17 protein-coding genes are annotated in these 16,770 nt (G+C 68.5%); 12 read left to right on the top strand and 5 right to left on the bottom strand.

Going from position 1 to position 16,770, the window contains the following annotated elements; translation table 11 throughout:
• Positions 1 to 12: 12 nt before the first annotated feature.
• The 3 genes from IEY95_RS15725 to IEY95_RS15735 are packed head-to-tail and all read right to left on the bottom strand — an operon-like array spanning position 13 to position 3,261.
• Positions 13 to 1,356, bottom strand: coding sequence for an ABC transporter substrate-binding protein (locus tag IEY95_RS15725; protein WP_189186659.1), 1,344 nt, complete (start codon positions 1,354 to 1,356; stop codon positions 13 to 15).
• Between the two features lie 10 nt (positions 1,357 to 1,366).
• Positions 1,367 to 2,284 carry a carbohydrate ABC transporter permease gene (locus IEY95_RS15730; protein ID WP_189186660.1) on the bottom strand — a complete coding sequence of 306 codons (918 nt, stop codon included), beginning with the start codon at positions 2,282 to 2,284 and terminating at the stop codon, positions 1,367 to 1,369.
• A gap of 14 nt (positions 2,285 to 2,298) precedes the next feature.
• Entirely contained in the window at positions 2,299 to 3,261 is a 963-nt protein-coding gene (locus IEY95_RS15735) for a carbohydrate ABC transporter permease (protein WP_189186661.1), read from the bottom strand.
• Between the two features lie 165 nt (positions 3,262 to 3,426).
• On the opposite strand from IEY95_RS15735, the gene IEY95_RS15740 reads away from it, so the two are divergent.
• Complete coding sequence (locus tag IEY95_RS15740; RefSeq protein WP_189186662.1) at positions 3,427 to 4,587, top strand: ROK family transcriptional regulator; 1,161 nt, start codon at positions 3,427 to 3,429, stop codon at positions 4,585 to 4,587.
• A 71-nt stretch (positions 4,588 to 4,658) separates the two neighbouring features.
• Positions 4,659 to 4,847 (top strand): hypothetical protein, encoded by a 189-nt coding sequence (locus tag IEY95_RS15745; protein ID WP_189186663.1) that lies wholly within the window; start codon positions 4,659 to 4,661, stop codon positions 4,845 to 4,847.
• Between the two features lie 43 nt (positions 4,848 to 4,890).
• Here the strand turns inward: IEY95_RS15745 and IEY95_RS15750 are convergent, their stop codons facing one another.
• Positions 4,891 to 6,276 carry a S1 family peptidase gene (locus IEY95_RS15750; RefSeq protein WP_189186664.1) on the bottom strand — a complete coding sequence of 462 codons (1,386 nt, stop codon included), beginning with the start codon at positions 6,274 to 6,276 and terminating at the stop codon, positions 4,891 to 4,893.
• A 139-nt stretch (positions 6,277 to 6,415) separates the two neighbouring features.
• Between IEY95_RS15750 and IEY95_RS15755 the strand changes: the two genes are divergently transcribed.
• Entirely contained in the window at positions 6,416 to 7,174 is a 759-nt protein-coding gene (locus IEY95_RS15755; protein WP_189186665.1) for a type 1 glutamine amidotransferase domain-containing protein, read from the top strand.
• A gap of 29 nt (positions 7,175 to 7,203) precedes the next feature.
• Here the strand turns inward: IEY95_RS15755 and IEY95_RS15760 are convergent, their stop codons facing one another.
• On the bottom strand, positions 7,204 to 8,550 hold the full coding sequence (locus tag IEY95_RS15760) for an NAD(P)/FAD-dependent oxidoreductase (RefSeq protein ID WP_189186666.1): 1,347 nt from the start codon (positions 8,548 to 8,550) through the stop codon (positions 7,204 to 7,206).
• Positions 8,551 to 8,782: 232 nt separating this feature from the next.
• Here IEY95_RS15760 and IEY95_RS15765 point away from each other — a divergent pair, with 232 nt between their 5' ends.
• From IEY95_RS15765 to IEY95_RS15805, 9 genes are all read left to right on the top strand, one after another.
• A complete protein-coding gene (locus IEY95_RS15765; RefSeq protein WP_189186667.1) occupies positions 8,783 to 9,418 on the top strand; it encodes an HAD family acid phosphatase in 636 nt (211 codons plus the stop codon).
• 53 nt (positions 9,419 to 9,471) lie between these two features.
• Positions 9,472 to 9,861, top strand: coding sequence for a PPOX class F420-dependent oxidoreductase (locus IEY95_RS15770; protein ID WP_189186668.1), 390 nt, complete (start codon positions 9,472 to 9,474; stop codon positions 9,859 to 9,861).
• 329 nt (positions 9,862 to 10,190) lie between these two features.
• Positions 10,191 to 10,439, top strand: coding sequence for a hypothetical protein (locus IEY95_RS15775; protein WP_189186966.1), 249 nt, complete (start codon positions 10,191 to 10,193; stop codon positions 10,437 to 10,439).
• Between the two features lie 247 nt (positions 10,440 to 10,686).
• On the top strand, positions 10,687 to 11,211 hold the full coding sequence (locus IEY95_RS15780; RefSeq protein WP_189186669.1) for a hypothetical protein: 525 nt from the start codon (positions 10,687 to 10,689) through the stop codon (positions 11,209 to 11,211).
• Positions 11,212 to 11,579: 368 nt separating this feature from the next.
• The gene (locus IEY95_RS15785) at positions 11,580 to 12,560 is read left to right on the top strand and encodes a pectate lyase family protein (protein ID WP_189186670.1); all 981 of its coding nucleotides are present in this window, start codon (positions 11,580 to 11,582) and stop codon (positions 12,558 to 12,560) included.
• A 31-nt stretch (positions 12,561 to 12,591) separates the two neighbouring features.
• On the top strand, positions 12,592 to 13,398 hold the full coding sequence (locus IEY95_RS15790) for a pectate lyase (RefSeq protein WP_189186671.1): 807 nt from the start codon (positions 12,592 to 12,594) through the stop codon (positions 13,396 to 13,398).
• Between the two features lie 330 nt (positions 13,399 to 13,728).
• A complete protein-coding gene (locus IEY95_RS15795) occupies positions 13,729 to 14,952 on the top strand; it encodes an RNA-guided endonuclease InsQ/TnpB family protein (RefSeq protein ID WP_189186933.1) in 1,224 nt (407 codons plus the stop codon).
• Between the two features lie 111 nt (positions 14,953 to 15,063).
• Positions 15,064 to 15,639, top strand: a complete 576-nt coding sequence (locus tag IEY95_RS15800) for a saccharopine dehydrogenase family protein (protein WP_189186672.1) — start codon at positions 15,064 to 15,066, stop codon at positions 15,637 to 15,639.
• A gap of 434 nt (positions 15,640 to 16,073) precedes the next feature.
• On the top strand, positions 16,074 to 16,655 hold the full coding sequence (locus tag IEY95_RS15805; RefSeq protein ID WP_229702983.1) for a lamin tail domain-containing protein: 582 nt from the start codon (positions 16,074 to 16,076) through the stop codon (positions 16,653 to 16,655).
• The last annotated feature ends 115 nt before the right edge of the window (positions 16,656 to 16,770 follow it).

Genomic DNA, 16,770 nt, shown 5'->3' on the forward strand with positions numbered 1-16,770 from the left:
AGACAGCATCCTTCACTGGTCGAGAATGAGATTGATCTGGCTGTTGGTCCTGCTCAGCCCGCTGACCGGCGCGTCATTGGCGAAGACGTCCTGCATCGCGGGATGCATCAGCGCGTATACGTCCGCTGCGTAGTTGGTGATCGGGTAGGAGAAGGTGGTGAAGTCCTTCTTGTCGGCGACCGGCCGGGTGAAGGCCCTGACGTCGATGCCCTTCTTCCTGTAGGCGGCGACGGCGGCCTTCGTGCCGTCGGGTGTCGCGGGGAAGACGATCGCGTAGGAGCCGACCGTCTTCTGGCACGCGTCCGAGGCCAGATACGCCACCCACTTCTTCGCGCCCTTCTTGTTGCGGGCGTTCTTGGTGACCGAGTCGGCGAGGCCGTTCATCATGGTCGCGCGTTTGCCGGTGGGGCCGACGGGGGTGAAGGCCGTGCCGACATCGAGGCCCTTGGCCCCGTAGTACGTGGAGATCATCCAGGCGCCGTCGAAGGCTGCCGCCGCCTTGCCCGAGGCAAGCTGGGCGTTGGCCGGGTTGGCGCCCTCGCTGTAGTCCGTGAAGGGCGCCAGATATCCCTTCTTCGCCAGGCCGAAGTACCACTGGACGACGGACTGGTAGGTCTTGCTGTCGTAGTGGTAAGTGGTCCCCCATCGCTTCTTGTCGGTGTAGGTCCAGCCGGCGGACCCCGTGAAGGGGCTCCACTGGGTCTGGCCGTCACCGTCGCCCGCGCCGCCGGTGGCCAGCCCGTACACCTTGACGTGGTGCTTGTCGAAGCCGGGTTCGTCGCCGCGCTTGCCGTTCTGGTCGATGGTGAGATGCGCGATGGCCTTCTCGAAGGTGCCGCCGTCCCTCGGGTTCCAGGAGAGGCTGTTGAGTTTCTCGGCCGAGATCCCAGCGGTCTTGGCCATCTTCTGGTTGTAGAAGAGGGCGACGGTGTCCCAGTCCTTCGGGGCGCCGTAGCGGTGGCCGTCCTGGCCGGTCCAGTTGGCGGCGAGCCCCGACTGGTAGGCGGAGTCCTGGATGCCCAGGCCGTCCAGGGGCTCCAGCACCTTGAGGTCGGCGAACTGGCCGAACTTCTGGATGTGGTCGGTGAACACGTCCGGCTGGGTGCCGGCGATGAAGCTCGCGGTGAGCTTGGTCCAGTAGTCGTTCCAGCCCAGCTGGGTGATCTTGACGTGCAGACCCGGATTCTCCTTCTCGAAGCCCTTCGCGCATGCCTGGTAGGCGGGCAGTTGGTTGGCGTCCCACAGCCAGTACGTCACCGTGTTCGCGGACGAACCCGCCGAGCCGCCCTTCGCGCAGCCGGTCACCAGGGACAGCGCCAGTGCTCCGGTCAGCGCCACGACCGTACGAAATCGCATGTCAGTCTCCTCACTTGATCCCGGTGAAGCCGATGGAGCCGACGATGCGCCGCGCGAAGAGTCCGAAGAGGACGAGCATCGGGAGTGCCGCGATGAGCGTCGCCGCCATCAGGCCCGACCAGTCGGTGCCGGTCTGGGGGGTCTGCGCCCGGAAGACGGCCAGCGCCACGGTGAGTACGCGCGAGCTGTCGCTGTACGACACCATCAGCGGCCAGAAGTAGTCGTTCCAGGAGGTGATGTACGTCAGGACGGCCAGGGTGAGAACCGGCGTGGACGCCATCGGCAGCAGCACCCGGAAGAAGATCCGGACCTTCCCGGCGCCGTCGAGCAGGGCCGCCTCCTCGACCTCGCGGGGCACGTTCATGAAGAACTGCCGCAGGAAGAACACCGCGAAGGGCGTCATGAACATCGTCGGCAGGGCGATCCCCAACAGGGTGTCCACCAGGCCGAGTTGCTTGATCAGCACGAAGTTCGGCAGCAGCGTGAAGATCGCCGGCACCATCAGTCCGGCCAGGAACAGCCCGAACATCTTGTCCCGGCCGCGCCACCTCAGTCGCGCGAAGGCGTACGCGGCCATCGAGGAGAAGAAGATTTGGCAGACGGTGATCAGCGTCGAAACGATCACCGAGTTGAGCAGATAGCGCCAGAACGCAAGGCCCCCGCCCGAACCGCCCTGCGCGATCGCCTCCTTGGTGGACTGCAGGCCCAGGGCCCGTGCGAAGCCGCCGCCGGTGAAGTCCACGGGCAGGGGATTGCCGGGGTCGGCGGCGAGTGCCGCGTTGGAGGAGAACGCGGTGCGCAGGATCCAGTAGAAGGGCAGCAGGGTGATCAGCACGATCGCGGCCATGATCGTCCAGGCCGCGGCCCGCCCGAGCGACGGCCTGCGCCGGATCGGTCGTACATGTGTCGTCGTTGTCACGGCAGACATGGGGCTCCTCCCGCTCAGCCGAGGTCGGTGTGGCCGGCCCGGGTGAGCCGGTACTGGACGAAGGTGATCGCGCTGAGCACGACCAGCAGGGCGACGGACATCGCCGAGGCGTAGCCGAACTGGAAGCGGCCGAAGGCCGAGCCGTAGATGTAGTACTGGAGCACGTTGGTCGCGTTCGCCGGACCGCCCGCGGTGGTCACCGCGACGGTGTCGAACACCTGGAAGGAACCGATCACCGTCATGATCAGGACGACCGCGAGCACCGGCCGCAGCAGCGGCATGGTGATCCGCCAGAACATCCGCCACTCGCTCGCTCCGTCGACCTTGGCCGCCTCGTACATGTCGTTCGGGATGGCTTGCAGACCCGCGAAGAGCAGCAACGCGGTGTAGCCGACGTGCCGCCACACATTGATCAGGGCGATCGTCGGGATCGCCCAGGACTCGTCCGCCAGGAACGGGATGCGGTCCAACCCGAAGCCCTGGAGGATCTCGTTGCCGATGCCGAGCTGGGTGTCGAGCATCCACAGCCAGACGATGCCCGCGACGACGTTCGACATCAGATACGGCGTCAGGACGATTCCGCGCAGCACCGCCGACTGGGTGAGCCGCTGGAGCAGCACGGCGATGGCCAGGGCCGAGATCGTCTGCACGCCGATATTGATGAACACGTACTCGACGGTGACCTTCAACGAGTCCCAGAAGATGGGGTCGTTGACCATGCGTATGTAGTTGTCGAGGCCCACCCATTGCGGGGGAGTGAGCAGATTGAAGCGGGTGAAGCTCAGATAGATGCCCCGCAGCGTCGGCCAGAGGAGGAACACCAGGAAGCCCAGCATGGCCGGGGCGATGAACAGGGCCGCGAGTGGCCCGTCGCCCTGGCCCTCACGTGCTCGGGCCCTATGGGTTTGCGGCTCGGTCTGTGCTCCCTCGGCGCTGCGCAGCGGCAGACGCGACGGAGGACTGGAGGCGACGGTCATCGGGAGACTCCCTCGGCTGCGGCTCATCCTCGGGTCACTTACTTTTGATGCAAAAGAATCCTGGCGTCAAGAGGCATGCGCGCGTCTTCTCTATGGCCGGTTCGCGGCATAGAATGACTTCATTACTTCCAATGCAAAAGAAAATCTTGTGGGAGTCTGACGCTCATGACCACACTTGCTGCCAGCTGGCTGCCGCTGAGTCCGGGGGAACGCGCGGTGGCGATCGAGGTGCTCGTCCACGGTCCGCTGTCGCGCAGCGAGATCGCGCGCCGGCTGAACCTCTCGGCGGGCAGCCTCACCCGGCTGACCAAGCCGCTGATCGAGTCGGGCCTGCTCGTCGAGGCGGCCGAGGACCCCGGGCACCCCGAGGTGCGTCAGGGGCGGCCCTCGCAGCCCCTCGACATCGTCGCCGAGTCCCGTTCCTTCGCCGGTTTCAAGATCACCGAGGACATGGTCTATGGCGTCGTCACGACCCTCAGGAGCGACATCGTGGCGCGGCACGACCGTCCGCTCACCACGCACGACCCGGACCAAGTGGCCGACCTGCTACGGCAGATGACCGACGAGTTCACGCGCGACTTTCCCGCACTGGCGGGAATCGGCATCGGTGTGGGCGGCCGTGTCGAGAAGCGGGCCGTCGTCGCCGAGTCGGCCTTCCTCGACTGGCATGAAGTCCCGCTCGCCCAACTCGTCGAGCAACGCACCGGGTTGCCCGCGGTCCTCGAGAACGACGTGGCCGCCCTGGTCGAGGCGGAGACCTGGTTCGGTGCCGGTCGCGGTCTCGACCGCTTCGCGGTCCTCACCATCGGTGCCGGACTCGGCTACGGCCTCGTCCTCGGCGGCAGCCGGGTCGTCTCCACCGAGGACGGCCGGGGCGTCGGCCGCCGGTGGATGGTGAACCCCAACGGCCCGCTCACCCCCGAGGGCGAGCGCGGCAGCGCCGTCTCCCTGCTCACCATTCCCAGCATCCGCTACCAGGTCCGTGCCGCCACGGGCGACGACATGACGTACGGGGAGATCCTCGCCCTCGCCGCCGAGGGCCACCCGATGGCCTCCCGCGTCGTCGACGACGCGGCCCAGGCGCTCGGCACCCTCGTCGCACAGATCGCCAATTTCGCCATGCCTCAGAAGATCCTGCTCGCCGGAGAGGGTGTCGGCCTCGTCGACGTGGCGGCCCCGCTCGTCGAGGAGACCATCCGTGCGAACCGTCACCCCCTGGCGGATCCGGTCAACCTGGAGACGAAGGTGTCGGACTTCCACGACTGGGCGCGCGGGGCCGCGGTGTTGGCGATCCAGGTACTGGTGCTGGGGGCCGCGGACGTGTAAGTGATGAGCTTCACGGTCCGTAATGTCGTCCGTCGTACCTTTACTCACATCGTCTTCACGCAAAGGCCCGTATGCTTCACGCCATGTCCACCACTCCTGAAGTCGACTCTGCTCGCTCTGCGGCCGAGGTCAACGAGGAGATCCGGGCCCTCTGGTTCCGGGCCGGCGGGACGCTGAGCATGGAGGAGCGGCGGGAGTACCAGCGGCTCGTCCTGGAGTGGGCGGAAGCCTCTCCGCAGTCGCCCACGCAGGCGGCGTGACCGCCCGACTCTCCGCCCCGACTCCCCTGAGAACCGCATTCTCCTAACCCCAACTCTGCGCATACTGCCGTCGATAGGCCTTGCGGTCCTGTTCCGTACGGATATAGCGCGTCGCCACCAGTGCGATCAGACTTCCCGCGATGACGAGCATTCCCGGACCGATGTTCCTCGGGTTCGTGAGCCGGGAGACGAGCGTCTCGGCGTCCCCGGTCGTCCCCACCGGCTCGACAGCGCCCGGCGCGGCGGAGCCCGGCGCGACCGCGGCGCCCTGCGAGGCCGACACCGACGGCGCCGGGGAGGCCTGACCCGGGGATCCGGCGGACGCCTGCGGCTGTCCCGCGAGCTGCACACCCAGTGCCGTCAGCGCCTTGGTGACCGGCTGGAAGAACGTCGTACCGCCGGTGGTGCAGTCCCCGTTGCCTCCCGAGGTCACACCGAGCGCGATGCCCTCGGAGAACAACGGGCCGCCGCTGTCGCCGGGTTCGGCGCACACCGTGGTCTCGACGAGCCCGGTGACCGTGCCCTCCGGGTAGTTGACCGTCGCGTTGAGCGCGGTCACTTTCCCGTCGTGCAGCCCGCTGGTGCTGCCGCTGCGGAAGACCCGCTGACCGACGGTCGGATCGGCGGCGCCCGTGATCCGCACGCCGTTTCCGCCGCCGATGGCCACGACATTCGCCCCCGCCGTGGTCTGCCGACCCTTGTCGTACTGCACCAGGGAGAAGTCGCTGCCGGGGAATGCCGTGGTGATCGTCCGGCCCACCTGCTGCGAGCCCTGGTTGTCGGCGAACCAGACGGACCCGGCAGGCCCGCAGTGCCCGGCCGTGAGGATGAACTCGCTCTGGCCGTTGGTCACATTGAAGCCGGCCGAACAGCGCCCACCCGTCGAGAAGATCGGCTGCGCGCCGTTCAGCCGGGTGGTGAAAGTGCCCTGAGTGCGCTGCATGCGCACAAAGTCGCCGATGCCGTCGGCCACCTTCGTCATGCGCGACCAGTCGGAGCCGGAGACCGTACTGTCGGCCTGCACCACCACCTCGTTCCTCGTGTAGTCCACGGCCCAGGCGGTGCCCGCCACCCGGGATGCCGAACTCAGACTCTCCGTCGCCGACTTGAGGTCGCTCATACTGTGCCGTACGACCTTGGCGCGGGCACCGGCCTCCTTCACCTCGGCGGCCGCGGCCGTGTCGGTCACGGCGACGACCGGGCGCCCGTCGGAGGCGATCCAGCTGCCGGCGCTGCGCGAGGTGCCGAGGCGTGAGACCAGTTCGGAGCCCGTGTCGGCGGCGGCCTGTGCCGAACTTCCCGTGACGCGCGACGTGTCGGACGGCTCGCTCGCCATCGCGTGCGTCACCATCAGCCCTCCGCAGAGCAGTCCGCCGACGGCCGCGAGTCGCGCCCCTCGTCGGACGATCCGTCGTCGTGCGTGCCTCATCCATGGGCTCCCGAAGCCGAACGGCGCGGCGTCACCGCCGCCGAGGGCCCCCGTCGAGAGCCCTTCCCCTCATACGTGCGCCCGCGCCCGCGCGTTCACCGACGGCTAACCTGACCGGCCGCCCTGCCATGATGGGCGCATGCGCGTGCTGATGCCGGTCCCGGACCGCGATTTCGACGTCACCGAAGTAGCCGTGCCCTGGCGGATTTTGACGGAGGCGGGGCACGAGGTCGTCTTCGCGACCGAGCGGGCCGGCACGCGGCCGGAGGCGGACCCGAGGCTGCTGACGGGCGTGCTCTTCGGGCAACTCGGCGCCGAGGCGGAAGCCCGGCGGTTCTACCACCAGCTCACCGAGGCGCCCGAGTTCCACGCCACCGTCTCCTGGGCGGACGTGGACGTGGAGGAGTTCGACGGACTGCTCCTGCCCGGCGGACACGCGCCCGGCATGCGGCAATACCTCGGCTCAGCGGAGCTGCAGCAGCGCATCGCGCGCTTCTGGGCGTTGGAGCGGCCCGTCGGCGCGATCTGCCACGGCGTCCTCGTCCTCGCCCGCGCCCGGGACACCACGACAGGTCGCAGCGTCCTGGCCGGCCGGCGTACCACCTGCCTGCCCAAGTACATGGAACGCACGGCCTACTTCACCACCGCCTGGCGCCTCGGCCGCTACTACCGCACCTATCCCGCCTACGTGGAGGACGAGGTCAGGGCGGCCCTCGCCGAGCCGGACACGCAGTTCGAACGAGGCCCGCGCACCCTCACACAGCGCGGCACCGCCACCGACGACACGCACGCCTTCGTCGTCCAGGACGGCTACTACCTCTCGGCCCGCTGGCCGGGAGACGCCTACCTCTTCGGCCGCCGCTACCTCACCCTGCTGCGGAGCGCCGCCGAGCGCTAGGCGAGCGTGGCATCCTGAGCGCGAGCGCCTCAGGCGCGCGTGCGGGCGGCCACCTCCTCCGGAGTGAGATAGACATCCGTGTGTTCGAAGTCCCGCAGGGTGCCCTTCCGGCCCGCGAGGAAGCCGGTGCGGACGAAGTCGTCGCCCGCCACCGCGTTGAGGAACCAGTTGGCGCCGGTACGGAACCGGGCCACGCCGGTGCGCAGCGCGTACAGGTGGTATCCGCGGGCCACGACCTGGGCGGACACGCCCTTGAGGCCGATGCCGAGGGGCTTGGACACCGCGTCGTGGCCGCCGAGGTCGACGACGAGACCGAGGTCCTTGTGCTTGTACGGCGTCATGGGCTGCCCGCCCAGCAGCGCCGCCAGGTTCTTCGCCGCGTGCCGCCCCTGCCGGGCGGCGTGCTGGGCGGTCGGCACACAGTACGAGCCGTCGCCCTTGGCCAGGTCGGGCACCGCCGCCGCGTCGCCCAGAGCGAACACCCCGTCCAGGCCGGGCACCTTGAAGTCGGCTTCGACGACGATCCGGCCACGTACGGTTTCCGCGCCCAGGGAGTCGACGAGCGGGCTCGCCGCGACACCGGCCGTCCACACCAGCGTCCGCGAGGGCAGCACCCGGCCGTCGGTGAGGGTGACCTTGTCCTCGGTGACGGAGGCGACGGTCGTCTTGAGGGAGATCTGCACCCCGCGCCCGCTCAGCATGCGCAGCGCGCTCGCCCCCAGTTTGTCGCCGAGCTCGGGCAGCAACTTGGTGGCGATGTCGATCAGATGCCACTTGATGAGGCCGGGATCGATCCGAGGGTGGTAGCGCTTCGCCGCCGCCGTGGTCAGCCGCTGCAGACAGGCCGCGGTCTCGGTGCCCGCGTAACCGCCGCCGACCACCACGAACTGCAGCCGCGCCGCGCGTTCGTCCTCGTCCGACGTGGCCGCTGCCAGGTCGAGTTGGGCGATCACGTGGTCGCGCAGATACACGGCCTGGGCGAGCGTCTTCATGCCGCGTGCCTCGTCCGGCAGACCGGGGATGTCGAAGGTGCGGGTCACGCTGCCCGGGGTGAGGAGCAAGTAGTCGTACGACAGGTCGACGACCTCCCCAGTGATCTTGCGGACCACGCAGACCTTGGCCCCCGGATCCACGCCGATCACCGCACCGGGCACCAGCTCGGTGCGGCGCAGGATCCGGCGCAGCGACGGCGCGACGGACTGCGGGGTGACCACACCGGCGGCGACCTGCGGAAGCAGTGGCAAATAGAGCTGATAGTCGGTCGGGCTGACCAGAGTGATCCGGGCGTCGGTGGGAGCCAGCGCCCGCTCCAGCCCCCGCGCGGCCTCGACCCCGGCGAAACCGCCGCCGACGATGACGATGTTCGGTACGTCCATCCGAGCAGCCTCTCTCCTTGAGCCGACACCGCGGCCCGCCGACCGCGAGCCCAGGCTCACACGGGACGCCCGCGCCTGCCACCCCACAAAAGGGGGCGGGGGATCGCCGCCGCCAGATTCTCTACCGAGTAGTAACTTCTCCTTCTCCATACGTACATCACTGGGCGTGATCATGTCTGGCGCGGCGAGTGTCGAGGCACGCTCGCCGCTCCGACGTGAGAAGGGGACGGGCATGACAGGACGCGGTGTGGGGCGCAGGATAGGCGCGGTCTCGGCGGTTGTGGCGCTGGGCATCGGGGGGACGGTCACCGCGGCCGGGTCCGCCGCCGCGGTCCCGGTCCAGGCGGCGGCGAGCACGACGGCGGCGCAGGGCGTCGACTACGCCACCTGGCAGCGCGACGTCCGGGCTGTCATCGACCAGGCGCTGCCCTACGTCGAACAGCGCACCGCGCACGCCGACGGACAGAAGCTCGCCCTCGTCTTCGACATCGACAACACCACGCTGGAGACGGACTTCCACCCCTGGTACGAGCTCCCCACCCCGGCGGTCAAGGCCTCTCTGGAACTCGCGCGCTACGCGCACTCCCGGGGTGTCGACATCTTCTTCGTCACCGCACGCCCGGGCATCATCGCCAGCGAGACCAAGTGGAACCTGAAGACCGTCGGCTACCCGGTCTCGGGCCTGTACGTGCGTGATCTGCCGGACCTCTTCGACGAGGTCAGCGCCTACAAGACCAGCAAGCGGGCGCAGATCGAATCCCTGGGCTACACGATCATCGCCAATGTCGGCAACAACACCACCGACCTCGTCGGAGGCCACGCCGAGCGGACCTTCAAGCTGCCCGACTACGACGGCCAGTTGTCCTGAGCCGGGTGGCCGGGTGCCTGGGGCTCCCGGACCCGGCCACTTAGACTTCCGCCATGGACGAGGCCTCGCTGGACACGCTCGGTTCGGGCAAGTACCTGCTGATCACCAGCTACCGCAAGAACGGCACGGGAGTCGCGACTCCGGTGTGGGTGATCCGCGACGGCACGGCGCTCGGCGCCTGGACCGCCGCGGACACCTGGAAGGTGAAGCGGATCCGCAACCGGGCGGACGTCCTGGTCGGCCCCTGCGACATGCGGGGCAAGCCGACCGGTGACCAGATCCCCGCCACTGCCGAGATCGTCGACGCAGCCGCGACCGCCCGCTACCGGCAGCTCATCGCGCGCAAGTACGGTCTCATCGGCCGCCTCACCCTCTTCGGCAGTCGCCTGCGACGCGGTGAGCGCGGCACGGTGGGGATCCGTATCACCGTTCTTGGAGACTGAGCGGGCGTAAGTCCTGGTGCCAGGACTGCTGATCAGCAGCGTGCCCCGAACGGTGTTGGACACGCCGGTCGGTCGCCCGCTTTCGCTCCACTGCCGGGCGGCACGCATCTGGTGTGGGGTCCGGGCGGGTGGGGGCGGGTTTCCTCACGCCCGTCGGGCCTCCGCTCGGGCCTGGGCGGTCCGATGCCCGTATCCATCGCTCTGGTGGGTACAGGGCGGTGCCGTCCGTCACCGGATCCCCACGGCTCCCGGCGGCACCCTCAGGCTCCCGGACGACCTCGCCCTCGGCCGCATGGGCTACGGAGCCATGCGACTGGCCGGACCCCGGCGTGCCCCCGAAGGATCGCGACGAGGTCCTGGCGTTGCTGCGCGACGCGGAGGACCTCGGCATCACGCGCATCGACACCAGCGAGGCAACGGTGATGGATGGGGGCGAGTCGGCCGTGCGCCTGCCGCGCACGGCACGCGCCCCGGTTCTTTCGCGCACGGAGCACCGTTGGCTCCCGGTCAGCGGGCAGCCGCAGGGTGGCCGGCGCTTGATCGCCTCCTGGCGGTCCGCTGACGGCTCTCCCATATAGGGGGCGGGAGTTGAGGACGACATGACGCTCCCCGTCCGCTGAGCAGTCGCGCTCCCGCGAAGGTCATCGGTTCCTCAACAACCAAGCCCAGGCCATGAGTTCACATGCGGCTGCCAGGGCATGGACAAATGTTCCATCAAGCGTCTCCCGGTCCAGTCAAAGGGTCTACCCGCATAGAAGCCCTCGATGCTGTCATGCGCACGACCGCTCGGAATTCTGCCGGGCACCACATCGGGAGACCCCCACGATGTCCCGCATATCCCGTCCCCTCGTCACCACTCTGTCCGCGCTGACCCTCGCCGCCGCAGGGCTCACCGTCACCGCGGGTACGGCGCATGCCGCCACCTGCAGCCAGGACTACCTTCCCCTGCCCGACCCCAGCTGCCAGCCCGGTGACCTCAACCCGGACGTCACCCAGGACACCATCGACTCCACGATCTGCGTCTCCGGCTGGACCGCGACCGTGCGACCCTCCAGCTCGTACACCACGGCCCTGAAGAAGAAGCAGATCGTCGAGTACGGCTACGCCGACACCTCCACCTCCGACTACGAGGAAGACCACTTCGTTCCGCTCGAACTCGGCGGCGCCCCCAAGAGCGAACTCAACCTCTGGCCCGAGCCCCAGTACGGCACGAAGACCGCGGCCAACAAGGACACGGTCGAGAACAAGCTCAAGAAGGCCGTCTGCGCCGGCACCGTCACGCTCGACGACGCCCAGGACGCGATCATCACCGACTGGACGACCGCTCTCTCCAGCCTCGGCCTCAGCTGACGTTCCGAACGAAGCGCGACGTGGGCAACTGCCCCGGGCGCCCAGCCGGACCCGATCCACTCCGTGGGTCGGGTCCGGCTCTTTTGTGGTCATCGGCTGTGCCCGGTAAGGGAGTTGGCTGGATGTGGTCTGTGCGAAGCGTTGACTAGAAAGCGCTTGCCCCTTACGTTTCCCGTTCAGCAGCGTGACTCGCGTGTGACATCTCGTATACGAGACACCAGAACTCCGAGCCGCACCACCTGGGCAAGCAGTCGCACCAGGGCCATGAATCCCACATGCGAGTTGCTGCCGCGCGCCGCATGTTGTTCAGCATGAAGTCCAGAGTTCGAGTACATGACCCACGGACGCTCCCGAAGGGACACACCCGCATGCGTACTCGCCCCCCACAAAGGCACACCCGCCTCCTGGCCCTGACGGCGGCGGCGACAGCCGCCCTGGCCCTCACCACCGTGCTCGTCCTGCCGCAGTCCGCGGGAGCCGCCGAGTCCTCCCCGGTCGGTTTCGGCGCCGGGACCACCGGCGGCGGCAGCGCGACCACCGTCACCGTCAGCACCCTCGACGCCTTCAAGACGGCCGTCACCGGCAACGCGGCCAAGGTGGTCAAGGTCAACGGCCTGATCTCGCTCAGCGGTCAGGTCGACATCGGCTCCAACACCACGGTCCTGGGCGTCGGTTCGTCGTCCGGGTTCACCGGCGGCGGGCTGCGCCTGAAGAAGGTGACCAATGTCGTCGTCCGCAACCTGAACATCAGCAAGCCGGTCGCGCCGGCCGACGGCATCACCGTCCAGGCGTCGACGAAGGTGTGGATCGACCACAACGCGTTCTCGGCGGACCGCGACCACGACAAGGACTACTACGACGGTCTGCTCGACATCAATCACGGCTCCGACTACGTCACCGTGTCCTGGAACACCTTCAAGGACCACTACAAGGGCTCACTCGTCGGGCACAGCGACAACAACGCGAGTGAGGACACCGGGCATCTGCGAGTGACGTACCACCACAACTACTTCAGCAACGTCTACTCGCGCATCCCCAGCCTGCGCTTCGGCACCGGCCACTTCTACGACAACTACGTCGCCGGAGCAGAGACGGCCGTCCACTCGCGCATGGGTGCCCAGATGCTCGTCGAGAACAACGTCTTCCGTTCCACGAAGGTCGCCGTCACCACGAACCGGGACAGCGACGTGGACGGTTACGCCAACCTGCGCGGCAACGATCTGGGCGGGGCCGCCACCGAGATCTCGCAGGTCGGCAGCTTCACCACCCCGCCCTACAGCTACACCGCCGAGCCGGCCTCGACTGTCGTCGCCTCGGTGACGTCCGGCGCGGGCGCCGGGAAGCTCTGACCACCCCCCACCTGGAAGAAGGCATCGGGACATGACTTCACCGGTACGTCCGCGCGCCCGTCGGCGCGCGCTCACCGGCACATTGACCGCACTCGGCCTCTCGGCCGCCATGATCATGACGGATGGCGCCCTGTCTCCGGCGAATGCTGCCACCTGGCCCACGGCGAACGGCAGCCAGGCGGTCTCCTCCACCATCTCGGTCTCCGGCACCAAGGACTACGGGATGAAGCGCCTCTACGGAACCGGTGACCTGGGCAGCGGTAGCCAGGACGAGGACCAGGGGCCGATCCTGGAACTGGCCGCGGGCACCGTTCTGAAGAACGTCATCATCGGTTCTCCCGCCGCGGACGGCATCCACTGTCTGGGCAGCTGCACGCTGCAGAACGTCTGGTGGGAGGACGTCGGTGAGGACGCGGCGACGTTCCTGGGCTCCTCGTCGTCCAACGTGTACACCGTCTCCGGCGGTGGCGCGAAGGAAGCCGGCGACAAAGTGTTCCAGTTCAACGGCGCCGGAACGCTGAACGTCTCGAACTTCGCGGTGCAGAACTTCGGCACCTTCGTCCGCTCATGCGGCAACTGCAAGACGCAGTACAAGCGGACGATCAACCTCAACACGATCGAGGCGACCTACAAGGGAAGCCGGATCGTCGGCATCAACACCAACTACGGCGACAGCGCGACCCTGAAGGCCATCAAGATCGTCGGAGACACCAGCAAGAAGATCATCCCCTGCCAGAAGTACATCGGCAACAACACCGGTGCGGAGCCGACCAAGAACGGCACCGGCCCTGACAGCACGTACTGCAAGTACGCGACCTCCGACATCACCTACGGCTGACGGTTCTTCCCCAGCGGCTGAACGGACCGGCCCCCCACGCCGGTTCGTTCAGCCGCATGCCGGTTTCGGACGGGGCACCTCGGTGAGGTGGCGACGCGCGCGACGGCAGGTCTGTCGGCCAGGGGAAAGCCAAGGGAGCCCCGATACCCGTCATCGGCCTGCCGATGCGAGGGCAGGGCTACCGGGATTCATTCGCAGTGCGCCGGCGTTCACGCCGGTGGTGAAGCGAATCTGGATGTGGCGACGCGGAGCGTCGCCGCATCGTTGCGGCGGAGCTGGATTCAGCTGATGCGCGGCGGGTTGTCAGTGGCTGGTGTTAGCGTCCGGGTCGTGTGGCTTCGGTATGCCTTCCGCCTCGACCCGACATCGGGTCAGCGCCTCGCGCTGGCCCGGGCGTTCGGGTGCGCGCGGGTGGTGTACAACGACGCGATCGCAGCACGGGAGCGGGCGCGGGCGGCGGGGGAGGCGTTTGTCACCTCGGCGGTGCTGTCGAAGACGCTGGTCACCGAGGCGAAGAAGACCCGTGAGCGGCACTGGCTGGGCGAGGTGTCGGCGGTGGTGCTGCAGCAGTCGCTGCGGGACGTGGAGACCGCCTACCGCAACTTCTTCGCCTCCCTCAAAGGGGAGCGCACGGGGCCGAAGGTGGGTGCGCCGAGGTTCAAGTCGCGCAAGGATGCCCGTCAGTCGATCCGGTTCACCGCGAACGCCCGCTGGAAGATCACTGAGGTCGGGCGACTGCTGCTGCCGAAGATCGGTGAGGTGCGGGTGCGATGGTCGCGTGTCCTGCCCTCAGTCCCCTCCAGCGTCACCGTGATCCGTGACGCGGCGGGCCGGTACTTCGCCTCCTTCGTCATCGACACCGACCCGGCCGTGGATCTGGAGCGGATGCCCCACGCCGGCCAGAGCATCGGCATCGACCTCGGGCTGGCCCACTTCGCCGTGCTGTCCGACGGCACGAAGATCGACAGTCCCCGGTTTCTGCGCCGGGCGGAGAAGAAGCTGAAGAAGGCTCAGCGGGAGCTGTCCCGCAAACAGAACGGATCGAACAACCGCAACAAGGCCCGTCTGAAGGTGGCCCGCGCGCACGCGCAGGTGGCCGACGCGCGCCGCGAATTCCATCACCAGCTCTCCACGAAGCTGATCCGCGAGAACCAAGCGGTCGCCGTGGAAGACCTGGCAGTGAAAGGGCTCGCGCGCACCCAACTGGCCAAGTCGATCCATGACGCGGGCTGGTCCCAGTTCGTGAACATGCTCGCCTACAAGGCCACCCGGTACGGCCGCACCTTCATCAAGATCGGACGATTCGAGCCCACCAGCCAGGTGTGCTCCGCCTGCGGGCACCACGACGGGCCCAAACCCCTCGACGTGCGGGAATGGACCTGCACCGCCTGCGGCACAGTCCACGACCGCGACCACAACGCCGCGAAGAATGTGAAGCAGGCCGCCGGACTGGCGGTTGCAGCCTGTGGAGCGCCGGTAAGACCAGAACCCGTTCTGGCACAGCGCGACGAAGCAGGAAGCCACGGAAGCCCGCCCGATGCCCGTGCCGCGTAGCGGCACAGCACCGAGCGAGCAGGCCAGAATCTCCCTCCTTCAGGAGGGAGAGCAAGTCAATTCGCCACCGGACCGCTCCGGCACGGGCTGAGTCAGGGCACTCGCACCACCATGCGCGACGGCCTGGCCCTGCCTTCCGCACGGTGGAAGCAGCACCGACTGGTCGAAGAACGCACCGCGGCGCACATCCGCCCCTTCACCGTCCAAGACCGCCAAAAGAATGCTTTCCTCGTCTCCGGCACCGAGGTCCTCTTCCTTCCCGAGGCCTTCCCCCGGCTCGAGGGCGTCACCGTCTACAACGGCTGGTTCCCGGCGCTCAGCCGCCCCGCCACTGTGCTGTCCGCGCTCGCCGGCGCCGCGGCACACCATCCCGGCGGCCGCCGGCTGATCGACACCCTGACCCGTCCCTTCATCGGGCCACCCGGCGGACCGGACACCGCGGAACGCGCAAGGTCCCGCACCTACGTCGTCGCTGCGGCCTCTGGCGCCCCAGGTGGTTCTCCGCTCGCCGAAGTCCGCCTCGAAGGCCCCAGCATCTACAACCTCACCGGCGAACTCATGGCCTTCGCCGCCGACCAACTCGCCACCGGAGCCGGCTTCACCCCCGGGGTCGTCTCCCCCGCCGACGCCTTCGGCCTCGACACACTGCGCCAGGGCTGTGCCCGCATCGGACTCACACCCGTCTGATCCAGCGCCCGTACACGGCACCCCACCTGGGGTGATGCGACAGCGCACGACGCCGTCACGAACCAAAGAGAACGTCGCTGCCCCGCGCCTCCGGCCAAAGCGCCGCCCCCGGGCGGTGTTACGCACTTTCGGGTGTGCAGAAGGCAGATGGCGGGGCGGCGCGGGCCGTCGAGGGGTGGGGGGTGGCCAGTGCTGGAGCGGCCGGGGGGAGGTGCCGGTGTGCCGGCGCGGTGCGTTCACTACATATATGGACGTTACAACCGACAGTGACGGAAATGTGGACAATTCGTAACACCCTTCACGCCTCGCTCACATTCACAGGAGGGGGCGGCAGATTGCGGGCACTCGGCCACCGGGCCGGGACCCGCACCCACCGGACCCGCGGCATTCACGTGCCGGAACACGGGTCTGCCGCAACGAAACGAGGGGCAACCTTGTCCGCTTCCCTGTCTGTCACCGCCCGCCGCGCGGCCGCTGCCGCCCTGGCGGCCGGCGCCCTGGTCGGCGCCGGTGCCGCGTCGGCCGCCGCCGACAACGGCGCGCACCGGTACGGCCCGTACGTGGAGATCAGCAGCGTGCAGTACAACTCCCCGGGCCACGACAACCGCAGCATCCGTTCCCTGAACAGGGAGTGGGTCGACGTCACCAACACCTCCCGCCGCAGCGTGAACCTCGACGGCTGGACGCTGTCCGGCGAGGACGGCCACACCTACACCTTCCACCACTACCGTCTGGAGGGCCGCGCAACCGTCCGTATCCACACCGGCATCGGCCGCGACAGCGACCGCGACCTCTACCAGGACCGCTACGACTACGTGTGGGACAACTACTCCGACACCGCCACCCTCCGCAACGACCGCGGCCGCGTCATCGACACCGCCTCCTGGGGCGACGAGCGCCGCGACCACGACGGGCGCCGCAGCGGCGACTGGCGCGAGGACGGCCGCGACTGGCAGGACCGTCATGAGGGGCGCGAGGACCGTCGCGACTGGCAGGACCGTCACGAAGGGGCGTGAGGGCGGCCGCCGCGGGCGGGCCGGGGCGGTGAACTAGCCACTGCCCGCGTCCGCGAGGGGCGTGCCCCGGGCCACCGCCCGGGGCACGCCCCCTTCTTTTCTGCGCCGGGCCGTG

It is taken from the genome of Streptomyces albiflavescens, from assembly GCF_014645835.1.
In the GTDB taxonomy this organism is placed as follows: Bacteria; Actinomycetota; Actinomycetes; order Streptomycetales; family Streptomycetaceae; genus Streptomyces; species Streptomyces albiflavescens.

What these genes read in the sequence shown, in the direction of transcription:
- IEY95_RS15785 (WP_189186670.1), top strand. Translation starts at nt 11,580, where the DNA reads ATGCGTACTCGCCCCCCACAAAGGCACACCCGCCTCCTGGCCCTGACG.
- IEY95_RS15800 (WP_189186672.1), top strand. Translation starts at nt 15,064, where the DNA reads ATGCGCGACGGCCTGGCCCTGCCTTCCGCACGGTGGAAGCAGCACCGA.
- IEY95_RS15745 (WP_189186663.1), top strand. Translation starts at nt 4,659, where the DNA reads ATGCTTCACGCCATGTCCACCACTCCTGAAGTCGACTCTGCTCGCTCT.
- IEY95_RS15760 (WP_189186666.1), bottom strand. Translation starts at nt 8,550, where the DNA reads ATGGACGTACCGAACATCGTCATCGTCGGCGGCGGTTTCGCCGGGGTC.
- IEY95_RS15755 (WP_189186665.1), top strand. Translation starts at nt 6,416, where the DNA reads ATGCGCGTGCTGATGCCGGTCCCGGACCGCGATTTCGACGTCACCGAA.
- IEY95_RS15765 (WP_189186667.1), top strand. Translation starts at nt 8,783, where the DNA reads ATGACAGGACGCGGTGTGGGGCGCAGGATAGGCGCGGTCTCGGCGGTT.
- IEY95_RS15770 (WP_189186668.1), top strand. Translation starts at nt 9,472, where the DNA reads ATGGACGAGGCCTCGCTGGACACGCTCGGTTCGGGCAAGTACCTGCTG.
- IEY95_RS15750 (WP_189186664.1), bottom strand. Translation starts at nt 6,276, where the DNA reads ATGAGGCACGCACGACGACGGATCGTCCGACGAGGGGCGCGACTCGCG.
- IEY95_RS15780 (WP_189186669.1), top strand. Translation starts at nt 10,687, where the DNA reads ATGTCCCGCATATCCCGTCCCCTCGTCACCACTCTGTCCGCGCTGACC.
- IEY95_RS15735 (WP_189186661.1), bottom strand. Translation starts at nt 3,261, where the DNA reads ATGACCGTCGCCTCCAGTCCTCCGTCGCGTCTGCCGCTGCGCAGCGCC.
- IEY95_RS15725 (WP_189186659.1), bottom strand. Translation starts at nt 1,356, where the DNA reads ATGCGATTTCGTACGGTCGTGGCGCTGACCGGAGCACTGGCGCTGTCC.
- IEY95_RS15740 (WP_189186662.1), top strand. Translation starts at nt 3,427, where the DNA reads ATGACCACACTTGCTGCCAGCTGGCTGCCGCTGAGTCCGGGGGAACGC.
- IEY95_RS15790 (WP_189186671.1), top strand. Translation starts at nt 12,592, where the DNA reads ATGACTTCACCGGTACGTCCGCGCGCCCGTCGGCGCGCGCTCACCGGC.
- IEY95_RS15730 (WP_189186660.1), bottom strand. Translation starts at nt 2,284, where the DNA reads ATGTCTGCCGTGACAACGACGACACATGTACGACCGATCCGGCGCAGG.